Raw genomic sequence first — 12,072 nt, forward strand, 5'->3', positions numbered from 1 at the left:
GGCTCGCGGCGCTGCGCGCCGCCTCGCCGGGGGAGCGAGCGCGACTTTCGTTGCGCCCGGTGGGACGAGAGCCACTCCCGTTGCGCGCGGTGGTGCGAGCGCGGCTTTCGTCCCACCCGGGCGAGCGAGGGGCGCGGTGGGCCGGCCCTGTTGGGCGAGAGCGCCGTTGGAACCACGGGGGTGTCGAGAAGGCGCGGGCGGCTCCGACCGGAGGGCGAGGCGGGCAGCGGGCCCGCCACCGAGGAGGACACCATGGGCAAGGTCACCTGCGGGATCGCGGTCTCCGTCGACGGCTATGCGGCCGGTCCCAACCAGGGGCCCGAGCTGCCGTTCGGCGAAGGCGTCGGCGAGAGCCTGCACCGCTGGATGTTCGAGCGGGCCGAGGAGAACGCCGCCGAGGTCGCCGCGCTGAGCTCGGCGGGCGCGTTCGTCATGGGGCGCAACATGTTCGGGCCCGGGCGCGGCGAGTGGGACCTGGACTGGACCGGCTGGTGGGGTCCGGAGCCGCCGTACCACGCCCCGGTCTTCGTGCTGACCCACCACCCGCGGGAGTCGGTGGAGATGGCCGGCGGCACCACCTTCCACTTCGTCACCGGCGGCGTCGTCGAGGCGCTCGACCGCGCCCGTGCCGCGGCGGGGGATCAGGACGTCGCCATCGCCGGTGGGGCGGCGACCGTCAACCAGTACCTGGCCGCCGGGCTCCTCGACGAGCTGCGGCTGCACGTCGCGCCGGTGGTGCTCGGCCGGGGGGAGCGGCTGTTCGAGGGCGTCGGGCGCACGGAACTGGTACCGGTCGAGGTGCGGCCGACCGAGTTGGTCACCCACCTCCGCTACTCGGTCGCAAGGGGGTGACCCGGACGGAGGGGCAGCCGGAGGGCCGAAGGGGACATAACGTGCGCGGAGCGTGACCGCCGTTCACCGGGAAGTCGTGTTCTGATCCCCCACGGGTTGACAGCACGTGGCACGATCCCCGGATCGGTTGGTCCCGCCCAGCCACCGGCCCGCTCCCCCACCGGCCGTGTCCGTCGCCTCCCCCACGGCGGGCGCTGCGGCAGAAAGGCACACGTGTGACTTCACGCGCGCCCGGTACGACGACGTCCCGTCCCGCCGCGGAGGTGCGCCCCGGCGCCTCCGCGGCCGACCGCACCCTCTGGGCCGACGCGGCCAAGGGGTTGTGCATCCTGCTCGTCGTCAGCTGGCACGTCATCTGGAAGCACTACCTCTACGTCGACTGGGCGCTGCCGGTGCCGCTGCCCGAGGCGTGGAGCGTGTTCGGCCGGATGCTGCTGCCGATGCGGATGCCGCTGTTCTTCGCGATCTCGGGCATGTTCGCCGCCTCGGCGGTGGCCAGGCCGTGGAGCGTGGTGGCGCGCACGCGCGTCGCGCGGTTCCTCTACCTGTACGCCATCTGGCTGCTGATCCACACCGCGGTCATGGCGCCGATCCCGATGCCGTTCGACACCGAGATCGCGCGCAACGGCTCCCAGTTCCTCGAACAACTCACGGTGACGCCCACCGCGCTGTGGTACCTGATGGCGCTCGCCGTCTACTTCGTGATCGCGAAGCTCGTGCGCACGGTGCCCGCGGCGCCCGTGCTCGCGCTCGCTTTCGCCCTGTCGGCGGCGTCGGCGGCCAACTGGATCGACTCGCCGGGCAACCGCGGCGTGCTCTACCAGAACCTGCTGTTCTTCCTGGCGGGCCTGTACCTGCGCCGCCGGGTCGAGTCGCTGGCCACGGGCACGAGCTGGCTGCGGGTCGGGATCACCGGAGCCGGGTTCGCCGTGGTGCTGGCGGCCATGCTGGCGCTGGACGCCAAGGAGACGCCCGGCGTGTGGCCGGTCGCCGGCGCCGTGGCCGCCGTCTTCGGCATCACGGTGATGGCGAAGGTGGCCCGCTGGCGGTGGCTCGGCGGGCCGATGGCCGCGCTGGGCCGCCAGACGCTGCCCATCTACGTGATCCACATGCCGGCGCTGGTGCTGGCGCACTGGGCCCTGCTCGGGCCGCTGGGCGCCGGACCGCTCCCGGTGCGGTTCGGGCTGGCCCTGCTCGAGCCGGTGCTGCTGACCGCGGCCCTGGTGGGGGTCAGCCTCGGGCTGCACGCGCTGCTGCAGCGCGTGCGGGCCGGCTGGCTGTTCGAGCTGCCGGGCGCCAAGCCGGCCGCCGTGGCGGACCCGTCGCCCGCCGCCCTCCCGGTGGCCGATCCGACCGTCCCGATCCCGGTCGTCCCGATCGGGGTGGTGCGGGCCTCCTGGCCGGACGACGACGTCACCATGCCGGTGTACGCCTCGATCGGCGCGCCGACCGCCGACGCGCTGACGATGCCGATGCCGCGCGTGCGGGCCCGCCCGGCGTACGCGGCGCGCACGCGCTGACCCGCGCCGGGACGCGGTTCGGTGCCGGCGCGATGTGAACGCCCGGTGAGGAAATCGCGTCCCGGTCGCGGTGGGCGCGAGTTGTGCCGCGGCTCTCGGCGGTCGTCCCGGCGCGACCGCCGCGCTTTCCAGCGGTTTCGCGCCGGGTTCTCGATCCGTCCCGATTACGCGCATTGGCCGCCCGCGAGGGCGACGGTCGGCCGCACCCGGTGACGTGCGGGACCGTTCGCACGAGGCCCCGTCGCCGGGATAGCGGGTAACCGCAGCGGTTTGCGCACGCTGCGTGCGCGCGGAACCGCGGACGCGGTTCGACGCGGTCCGGCCGGTGGTCGAAGGCGCGGACCGGAACATCCTCCCGGATGACCGGAGGTGCTGCGGAATGGCGCGACAAAGGTGCTGCCCGCCCACTCGGGCACGGGTTCCACTATGGTGGAAGGAGCGCTGCCGAGTAGCGCATTGCCGCCGGCGGGAGTTGCTCCGCCGGGCGGCGGACGATGATGGATCAGCGAGCGAACGGAAGTGTCCAATGGCACAGCGAATCGAGACCCGACTCGTCGACGACCTGGACGGGTCGACCGCCGTCGAAACGGTCCGCTTCGCCGTCGAGGGCCGCGAGTACGAGATCGACCTGTCCGAGGAGAACGCGGCCCGCCTGCGTGACGGGCTCGCCGAGTTCATCGCCGCGGCGCGCCGCGCGGGCGGTACCCGCAAGGCGGGCGCGCAGCGCCCCGCCAAGCGCGGCTCCTACGACCGGGAGCACGCCGTCGCCGTGCGCGAGTGGGCCCGGGCGAACGGCTTCGAGGTCTCCGAGCGCGGCCGCATCCCGAGTGCGGTGGTGGAGGCGTACGACAAGCGCGAGGGCGCGGAGGAGTCCCCGTCGGGGAACGGGGCGGCCGGCGACGTCGAGGTGACCGCGGTGCCGGCCGAGGAGACGCCGAAGAAGAAGCGGCCGTCGGTCACCGATCCCTTCGCCGTGGGCCAGGCCGCCAGCTGAGGCGGCCCCACCGCCGGTCGGCGGCCGGTCCCGGTCGCCGACCCGACCACCACCGCGACCAGCAGCGTCGCGTTCACCGGCGCCCGGCGCACCGCTGACGGGTGCGCGGAGCGCAAGCAGGAGTCGTCGCGACCCGGCCGTACCGCGGCGGCGGTCAGTCGGGCTGGCAGCGCGGGCACCACCACGTCTCGCGGCCGTGCGGGGTGCGCTCGCCGGGGCGGAACGCCACCGGGGTGCCGCAGCGCAGGCAGGGGCGGCCCTTGCGGCCGTAGACCCAGTGCCGCGGGCGGGGCAGCCCGGTGGTGTTCTGGGTCGGGTCGGCCACGATCGCGCGGCGCATCCGGGTCCGGGCCGTCCCGAGCAGCCGGGGCAGGTCGACCTCCCCGACGGGCCGGCCGGCCGCTCCGGGTCGGCGCGCAGCCGCGCCGCCGCGAGATCGGCGTCGAAGTCGTCGGCGAGCAGGTCCGGGCCGAGGTGGCCGACCACCCGGTCCTCGTCCCGGGTGGGCAGCACGGTGAGCATCGGCCACCCGCCCCTACGCCCCGCCGGTGCCCGCCCCCTCGACCCGCTGCTTGATCGAGGCCAGGGTCTGCTCCAGCCCGGCCCGGATGCCGTCGCCGTCGGCGCGCTCGGTGTGCAGCCGCACCGTCACCTCCGAGCCCTCGCCTGCCGGGTCGACGTGCAGGTCGCCGCGGTAGCCGTTCGGGCCCTCCGACCCCCATGACAGCGTGCGCTTGTCGGCGTCGCGGGTCAGCCAGGCCTCACCCTCCCGGCGCGTGCCCTCCACCTCGGCGACCACGTGCACCTCCGCGCCGCCGTGGGAGCTCTCGCCGGTGGCCTCGGCCTCGCGCATGGCGGCGAAGTAGTCGGGCAGGTTGTGCACGTCGGACAGGTAGCGGTAGAGCTCGTCGGGGTCGGCGGTGACGGTCGTGCTGTGCTCGTAGTCGCCCATGGCGCAGCGGTACCCGCCGGCCGAGGCCCTACTCGGGCCCGGGGGCGCCGGTGATCGCCCCACCGCGGCCGCAGGCCCCCTCGCCGGACGTCCCCGCCATCGGGCAAGCTCGTCCCTCGTCCCGGCAGCGAGCGAAGGAGAACCGGTGGCGACGCACGACGCCGGTGGGCACCCCCGAGCGATGTCCGACGTGCTGTCCAACCTGCGCCTCGACGAGCTGCTGCGGGAGGTCCAGGAGCGGCTCGTCGAGATCATGCGCACGCGCGACCGGATGCAGCGCCTGCTCGACGCGGTGCTCGTCGTCGCCGAGGACCTCGACCTGGACACCACGCTGCACCGGATCGTGCAGGCCGCCGTCGACCTGGTCGACGCCCGGTACGGGGCGCTGGGCGTGCTGGCCCCCGGTGGCGGGCTGAGCCGGTTCCTGCACGTCGGCGTGGACGACGCCACCCGGTCGCGGATGGGGTCGCTGCCCGAGGGCAAGGGGCTGCTCGGCCAGCTCATCCTCGACCCCCGGCCGCTGCGGCTGGCCGACCTCAGCCGGCACGGGGCCTCGGTCGGCTTCCCGCCCAACCACCCGCCGATGCGCACGTTCCTCGGCGTGCCGGTCCGGGTCCGGGACGCCGTGTTCGGCAACCTCTACCTGACCGAGAAGGCCGGCGGCGGCGAGTTCACCGCGGCCGACGAGGCCGTGGTCGAGGCGCTGGCCGCGGCGGCGGGCATCGCGGTGCAGAACGCCGACCTGTTCGAGCAGGCCCGCGGGCGCCAGCGCTGGCTGGAGGCGTCCGCGGAGATCCAGGGCGAGCTGCTGGCCGGGGCCAGCGAGGCCGACGCGCTGGCCCTGATCGCCCGGCGCACGCTGGAGCTGATCGAGGCCGACACCACCGCGATCCTGCTCGTCCCCGACCCCGGCGACCACGCGTTCCACATCCGGGCGCTGGCCGGCCCGGACGGCACCGACCTGCACGGCCTGGCCGTGGACCGCGGCGACGCGCTGCTGCGGGAGGTCGTGGACGGGGGCGCCGCGGTGCTCGCCGGCCGCGAAGGCGACGTCCTGGAAGGGCTCACCGACGGCCCGCCGCACGGCTCGGTGGTGGCGGTGCCGCTGCGGTCCCAGGACTGCGTCACCGGTGTGCTGGTGGCGCTGCGCCGGGCGGGCGCGACGCCGTTCCAGCCGGGGGTCGTGCCGCTGCTGACCTCCTTCGCCGACCAGGCCACGCTGGCGCTGGCCCTCGGCGAGCGCAACCGGACCCAGCGCAAGCTCGACGTCTTCGCCGACCGCGACCGCATCGCCCGCGACCTGCACGACCACGTCATCCAGCGGCTGTTCGCCACCGGGCTGCAGCTGCAGAGCACGCTGCGCCGCATCGAGGACGCCACCGTGCGCCACCGCGTCCAGCAGGCCGTCGGCGAGCTCGACCGGACCGTGCGCGACATCCGCACCGCCATCTTCGACCTGCACACCCTCGACGACGGCCAGTCCACGGGCCTGCGCAGACGGCTGCTGGACACCGCGGCCGAGGCGACCGCCGGGTCGGGGATCTCGCCCGGTGTGCGGATCTCCGGTCCGGTCGACGCGCTGGTCCCCGAGCCGATCGGGCTGCACGCGGTGGCCGTGGTCCGGGAGGCGGTCAGCAACGCCGTGCGCCACGGCCGCCCGGAGGCGATCACCCTCACCGTCGAGGCGGGCGACGGCGTCCTCGTGCTCGACGTCGCCGACGACGGGGCGGGCATCGACCCGACCGCGGCCCGCAGCGGGCTGCGCAACCTGGAGCAACGCGCACAGGCGTGCGGGGGAACGCTGGCCGTCGGGCCGGTCGAGCCGCGCGGCACCCGTCTGACCTGGCGGGTCCCGCTCACCGCCGAGGGGTGAGCGCGGCGGCGCCGGTGGTGCCCGCAAGGGCTTGCGGGCCGGGCACCCGGCACGCAGGATCGGTCCTCGTGGACCTGCGGCTCGTCGCGCGCTTGCACGTGGACCTGTGCCGCCTGCAGTCCGCGGCGTGTCGCCACTGCCGCTGACGCTCCGGCTCGCCGCCCTTCCGCTCGACGCTCCACGCGAACGTCGCCGCGCACCCGCACGCTTCCGCCGCCATCCCCGGGAGAACCATGTCCACCCCGCGTCCGGTCCCGTCCACCCCCGGCGCCGCACTCGACGTGGAGCCGCTCGGGCCCGCGTTCGGCGCGATCGTCCGGCTCGACCTGGGTTCGGCCGACGACGCCCGGATCGCCGCGGTCCGCCAGGCGCTCACCGCGTACAAGGTGCTGTTCTTCCGCGACCAGGCCCTCGACCCCGACGCCCAGATCGCGCTGGGCAACCGGCTCGGCGAGCTCACCACCTCGCACCCGGTCGTGCCGGGCATCGACGAGGCCCACACCGAGATCTACGCCCTCGACAGCGCCGACAACGGCTTCGCCGACGTCTGGCACACCGACGTCACCTTCGTGAAGCGGCCGCCGCTGGGCTCGATCCTGCGCGCGGTCACCCTGCCGCCCACCGGCGGCGACACCCAGTGGGCCGACCTGGAGCCGGCCTACGCCTCGCTGTCCGAGCCGGTCCAGCGGCTGGCCGACGAGCTGACCGCGGTGCACGACGGCACCCGCGAGTTCGGCTACTACCTCGCCCAGCGCCGCGGCGGGCGCGGCTCGCAGTGGGAGGGGGAGACGTTCACCGCGCTGGAGCCGATCGCCCACCCGGTCGTGCGGGTGCACCCCGAGACCGGCCGCCGGTCGCTGTTCGTCAACCCGGGCTTCACCAGCCACGTCCTCGGCGTCTCCGACGCCGAGAGCCGCCACCTGCTCGACCTGTTCTACGCCCACATCACCAAGCCCGAGCACATCGTGCGGCACCGCTGGGCCCAGGGCGACGTGGCGATGTGGGACAACCGGGCCACCGCGCACTACGCCAACCGCGACTACGGCGACGCCCGTCGGGTGATGCACCGCATCACGCTGCGGGGGGAGGCGCCGGTGGGCGTCCAGGTCCTGCGGGGCCTCCCGGTCACCGCAGGGGCGAGCGGGTGACCGTGCTCCGAGTGGCGTCGCGGCGCGGCGCGCGGAAGCATCCGGGCACTCCCGACCCCGACGGAAGGGGCCGTCCGTGACCCTCCCCGTGAGTGCCAGGCGGGCCGGTGCGCTGCTGGCCTGCCTGGTCCTGGCGGTCGTGCTGGGTGGCTGCTCCGCCGGCCCCGGCGGCTCCACCGTGCGCGCCGCCCAGTTCCCCTGGAGCGCGGCCAAGCTGACCAACGCCATCCTGGCCGAGGTCGTGGCCACCCACCCCGAGCTGGGCGTCAGCCGCATCAAGACCATCCAGGTCGGCCCGGCGACCGCCTGGGCCGGCGCCCAGCGCGGCGACGTCGACATGCTCAGCGAGGTCGCCATGCCCAACCAGGAGGCGCTGGCCGGCAAGGCCGCCGAGCGCATCGAGCTGGTGCACGAGACCTACGGCGAGGCCGGGCAGGGCTGGTTCGTGCCGACCTACGCGCTGGAGCCGGGCCAGCCGCTGGACGGGCTGCGCAGCGTCACCCAGCTCAACGACTACGCCGACGCGCTCGGCGGGCGGCTGGTCGACTCCGACCCCAGCTTCATCACCACCGAGCAGAACACCAAGCGGCTCGCCGGCTACGGGCTCGACCTGGAGCAGGTGACCTCGAGCGAGGCCGCCCAGCTCGCCGAGCTGCGCCGCTCCTACGAGCGGCGCGAGCCGATCCTGGTCTACCTCTACCACCCGCACTGGGTGTTCGAGGAGTTCGACCTGACCCAGCTGGAGGAGCCCGACCCCTACCAGCCCGACTGCTTCACGACAGGGAACGGGGCCTGTGCCATGCCCGCATACGCCGCGTGGACGGCGAGCAGCAAGGAGCTGGCCACCACCAGCCCGCGGTTCCACGCGCTGCTCGGCCGCTTCGAGCTGCCGCTGCCCGACATCGAGGTCATGCTCAAGGCCGTCGACGTGGACAACGAGGACATCGAGGAGGTCGCCCGGACCTACGTCGCCGAGCACCCCGAGCTGGTCCGGACGTGGGTCGGATGAGCGCGGTGTCGAGCACGGGGTCCGAGGCGGCGATGATCCGCTGCCAGGGGTTGACCAAGGTCTTCGGCTCCGGGCCGGCGGCCACCGAGGCGCTGGAGCTGTCCGGGCGGGGCGTCGGGCGCACCGAGATCCAGGAGCGGACCGGGGTCACCCTGGCCGTGCACGACGTCTCGTTCGACGTGCGCCCCGGTGAGCTGTTCGTCGTGATGGGGCTGTCGGGGTCGGGGAAGTCGACGCTGGTCCGGCTGCTCAACCGGCTGATCGAGCCGAGCGGGGGCACGATCGAGATCGACGGCCGCGCGCTCGGCGGCCTGGACGACGCCGAGCTGCGCGAGCTGCGCAACCGGCGGATGAGCATGGTCTTCCAGCACTTCGCGCTGCTGCCGCACCGCACCGTCCGGCAGAACGCCGAGTACGGGCTGCAGATCCGCGGCGGCGCGGAGGCCGACCGCCGCGAGAAGGGGGAGTGGGCGCTGGAGCAGGTCGGCCTGGCCGACCGCGCCGAGGCGCTGCCCGGCGAGCTCTCCGGCGGCATGCAGCAGCGGGTCGGGCTGGCCAGGGCGCTGGCCAGCGACACCGACGTACTGCTGATGGACGAGCCCTACTCGGCGCTCGACCCGCTCATCCGCCGCGACATGCAGGCCCTGCTGCTGCGCCTGCAGCGCGAGCTGAACAAGACCGTCGTGTTCATCACCCACGACCTCAACGAGGCCATGCTGCTCGGCGACCGCATCCTGCTGCTCAAGGACGGCCGGCTGGTGCAGGTCGGCACCGGTCCGGAGATCCTGGCTGCGCCGGCCGACGACTACGTGGCCGACTTCGTCGCCGACGTCGACCGCACCCGGGTGCTGACCGCCGCGGACGTGATCCACCAGCCGCGGCTGACCGCCCACCTCGACGACAACCCGGCCGACCTGCTGCGCCGCCTCGGCGAGGCCGAGTCGACCGCCGCCTACGTGCTCGACGACGAGGGCCGCGTCCTCGGCGTGGTGCACGACGACTGGCTGGCGCTGGCCCAGGCCACCCGCACCCGGGAGATCACCCGGGAGAGCCTCACCGACGACTACCTCACCACCGGAGCCGACCGCCCGCTGATCGACATCCTGCAGCAGGTCGGTCGCCATCCCGTGCCGCTGGCCGTGGTCGACGACGAGCGCAAGCTGCTCGGTGTCGTCCCCCGGGCCGCGGTGCTCGCCGCGCTGGCCACCCCGAGCAGGAGCTGACATGCCCCGGATCGAACTCGGCAGCTACGTCGAGGACTTCATCACCTGGCTGCTGCGGGCGATCCCCGGCGTCCTGGACGCGATCAGCGCCGTGGTCACCGCGATCACCGACGCCCTCACCCTGGCGCTCACCGGGCCGCCGTTCTGGATCTGGATCCCGGTGCTGGCGCTGGCGGCGCTGCTGGTGCGCGGGGTCGGGCTGGCGGTCTACACGCTGCTGGCGTTCCTGCTGATCAGCTCGCTGGACCTGTGGGCGGAGACGATGGAGACGCTGGCCGTGGTGCTGGTCGCCGCGGTCATCGCCACCGCGGTCGGCGTCCCGCTGGGCATCTGGGCGGCCCGCAAGCGCGCGGCGAGCGCGGTGCTGCGCCCGATCCTGGACTTCATGCAGACCACCCCGGTGTTCGTCTACCTGATCCCCGCGGTGTTCTTCTTCGGCATCGGCGCGGTGCCCGGCGTCGTGGCCACCACGATCTTCGCGATCCCGCCCGCGGTCCGGCTGACCGAGCTGGGCATCCGCGGCGTCGACCCGGAGGTGGTGGAGGCGGCGCACGCCTTCGGCGCGCACCCGCGCCAGATCCTGCGCGAGGTGCAGCTGCCGATGGCGCTGCCCTCGATCATGGCCGGGATCAACCAGGTGATCATGCTGGCGCTGTCGATGGTGGTGGTCGCCGGACTGGCCGGCGCGGGCGGCCTGGGCACGGTGGTGGTCAGCGCGGTGACCCAGCTCGACATCGCCGCGGGCTTCGAGGGTGGGCTGGCCGTGGTGCTGCTGGCCATCTTCCTCGACCGCATCACCGCCGGGCTGGCGCAGCGGCCCCTCACCGGCTACTGGACGAAGCTGCGCAACCGGCAGTCGGCCCCCGCCACCGCGCGTCCCGCCACCGAACCCACCCCCGCCGCGGCCCCGGCCGCCGGCTGACCCGTCGAGAACGAAGTCGTCGTCGTTTTGGACCGGTCCAAACGACAAACAACGCCGTGTAGAAGGGAGGGGGGGGGGGGGGGGTGTTGGCAGGGCCACCATCGCGGCGCCGCGCGCGGGTAGGTTCGGGTCGTGGGTGAGAACGAGCTCGGCGCCTTCCTGCGCGCCCGGCGCGCGGCGCTCATCCCGGCCGCGGCCGGGCTGCCGGCCGGGCCGCGGCGGCGCACGCCGGGCCTGCGCCGGTCCGAGGTGGCGATGCTGGCCGGGGTCAGCGTCGAGTACCTGATCCGGCTGGAGCAGGGCCGCGACCGCCGCCCGTCCGCGCAGGTGCTCTCGGCCCTGGCCGACGCCCTGCAGCTCACCCCGAACGAGCGCGTGCACCTGCACAAGCTGGCCAGGGGTGCCGAGGGCGGCTTCCTGTGCACCGGCGGCGCGGCCCCGGTGCGCACCGTGCGCCCGACCGTGCGGGCCCTGCTCGACCACCTCGAACCGGCCCCCGCGGTGCTGCTCAACCGGCTGACCGAGGTCCTCGCGCACACCGCGGGCTACCGGCGCCTGCTCGGCCCGATCGGCCTGCTGGACGGCGCGGTGCCGAACCTGGCCCGGTTCGTGCTGACCGACGCCCGCGCCCGCGACGCCTTCCCCGACTGGTCGCGCGTCGCCGACGAGCAGGTCGCGACCCTCAAGCACGGTCCCTTCCTGGCCGACCCGCACATCGCCGCGCTGGTCGACGAGCTCGCCGTGACCGCGGGGGTCGAGTTCACCCGCCGCTCCGCCGCCGTGCACGCGCTCCCGCGCCCCACCGGCGTGCTGCGGCTGCGCCACCCCGAGGCCGGCGAGCTGCGGCTGGCCTACGAGACGCTCGAGCTGCCCGTCGACGACGACCAGCGCCTGCTCGTCCACCTGCCCGCCGACGCCGCCACCGCCGCCGCGCTCGACGCGCTGGCCCGCCGCCGGGCCGACCCCCTGCGCGTGGTCTCCGGCTGATCGCCCACCCCGAGCGCCACCCCGAGAGGAAGCCATGCCCCTGAACGTCCTCGGCGTCGTCGCCGGACCGGAGCCGGGCGGGCGCACCGCGGCCGCCGTCGCCGGTGTGCTCGCCGGCGCCGAGAAGGCGGGCGCCTCGGTGTCGCGGCTGGAGCTGTCCCAGGCGGGCGCGGACGGGGTGATCGCCGCCTTCGCCACCGCCGACGCCGTCGTCTTCGGCAGCCCGGTTTACCGGGCCACCTACAGCGCGCTGCTCAAGGACCTGCTGGAACGCACCGAGCGCGGCAAGTGGGGGGAGAAGTCGGCGCCGCTGCAGGGCACCGCGGCGGCCACCGTGCTCACCGGGGCCAGCGGCCACCACTTCCTGGCCGTCGCCGACCTGCGCTCGGTGCTCGCCGGCTTCTTCGCCGTCCAGGTGCTCTCACCCGGGCTGTACTTCGACCACGGCGCCTACGTCGACCGCTCCACCCTCACCGGGGACAGCGCCGCGCTGGCCGCCGGGCACGGCGCCGCGCTGGCCGACCTCGCCACGGCGATCAGGGCCTCGACGGCGCTCAGCGCGATCACGCCGCAGGTCTGAGCGCAAGGGGGT

At 74.7% G+C, this 12,072-nt stretch carries 11 protein-coding genes and 1 pseudogene; 10 read left to right on the forward strand and 2 right to left on the reverse strand.

The features are described 5' to 3' along the window. Positions 1–252 precede the first annotated feature (252 nt). From KDL28_RS31675 to KDL28_RS31685, 3 genes and pseudogenes are all read left to right on the forward strand, one after another. Positions 253–852, forward strand: a complete 600-nt coding sequence (locus tag KDL28_RS31675; RefSeq protein ID WP_252444432.1) for a dihydrofolate reductase family protein — start codon at positions 253–255, stop codon at positions 850–852. A gap of 215 nt (positions 853–1,067) precedes the next feature. Beyond that, positions 1,068–2,372: an acyltransferase family protein gene (locus KDL28_RS31680; RefSeq protein WP_252444434.1), complete on the forward strand. Its 1,305-nt coding sequence runs from the start codon at positions 1,068–1,070 to the stop codon at positions 2,370–2,372. A 526-nt stretch (positions 2,373–2,898) separates the two neighbouring features. Then, a pseudogene (locus tag KDL28_RS31685) lies at positions 2,899–3,228 on the forward strand (histone-like nucleoid-structuring protein Lsr2); the annotation flags it as partial. Positions 3,229–3,520: 292 nt separating this feature from the next. Here KDL28_RS31685 and KDL28_RS31690 read toward each other — a convergent pair. Both KDL28_RS31690 and KDL28_RS31695 read right to left on the reverse strand, forming a co-directional pair. Beyond that, entirely contained in the window at positions 3,521–3,706 is a 186-nt protein-coding gene (locus KDL28_RS31690) for an Fpg/Nei family DNA glycosylase (protein ID WP_252444436.1), read from the reverse strand. Positions 3,707–3,901: 195 nt separating this feature from the next. After that, entirely contained in the window at positions 3,902–4,318 is a 417-nt protein-coding gene (locus tag KDL28_RS31695) for an SRPBCC family protein (protein ID WP_252444438.1), read from the reverse strand. 181 nt (positions 4,319–4,499) lie between these two features. On the opposite strand from KDL28_RS31695, the gene KDL28_RS31700 reads away from it, so the two are divergent. From KDL28_RS31700 to KDL28_RS31730, 7 genes are all read left to right on the forward strand, one after another. Further along, positions 4,500–6,191: a sensor histidine kinase gene (locus KDL28_RS31700; protein ID WP_252444602.1), complete on the forward strand. Its 1,692-nt coding sequence runs from the start codon at positions 4,500–4,502 to the stop codon at positions 6,189–6,191. A gap of 233 nt (positions 6,192–6,424) precedes the next feature. Next, positions 6,425–7,339, forward strand: a complete 915-nt coding sequence (locus KDL28_RS31705) for a TauD/TfdA dioxygenase family protein (protein WP_252444440.1) — start codon at positions 6,425–6,427, stop codon at positions 7,337–7,339. A 76-nt stretch (positions 7,340–7,415) separates the two neighbouring features. Further along, a complete protein-coding gene (locus KDL28_RS31710) occupies positions 7,416–8,348 on the forward strand; it encodes a glycine betaine ABC transporter substrate-binding protein (protein ID WP_252444441.1) in 933 nt (310 codons plus the stop codon). Continuing rightward, positions 8,345–9,571: a quaternary amine ABC transporter ATP-binding protein gene (locus KDL28_RS31715; RefSeq protein ID WP_252444443.1), complete on the forward strand. Its 1,227-nt coding sequence runs from the start codon at positions 8,345–8,347 to the stop codon at positions 9,569–9,571. Before KDL28_RS31710 ends, KDL28_RS31715 begins: the two co-directional genes overlap by 4 nt. A 1-nt stretch (position 9,572) precedes the next feature. Next, the gene (locus KDL28_RS31720) at positions 9,573–10,493 is read left to right on the forward strand and encodes an ABC transporter permease (protein WP_252444445.1); all 921 of its coding nucleotides are present in this window, start codon (positions 9,573–9,575) and stop codon (positions 10,491–10,493) included. 132 nt (positions 10,494–10,625) lie between these two features. Next, complete coding sequence (locus tag KDL28_RS31725) at positions 10,626–11,480, forward strand: helix-turn-helix domain-containing protein (RefSeq protein WP_252444447.1); 855 nt, start codon at positions 10,626–10,628, stop codon at positions 11,478–11,480. A 34-nt stretch (positions 11,481–11,514) separates the two neighbouring features. Then, a complete protein-coding gene (locus KDL28_RS31730) occupies positions 11,515–12,060 on the forward strand; it encodes an NAD(P)H-dependent oxidoreductase (RefSeq protein ID WP_252444449.1) in 546 nt (181 codons plus the stop codon). Positions 12,061–12,072 lie beyond the last annotated feature (12 nt).

The sequence above is a fragment of the Pseudonocardia humida genome (assembly GCF_023898865.1).
Classification (GTDB): Bacteria; Actinomycetota; Actinomycetes; order Mycobacteriales; family Pseudonocardiaceae; genus Pseudonocardia; species Pseudonocardia humida.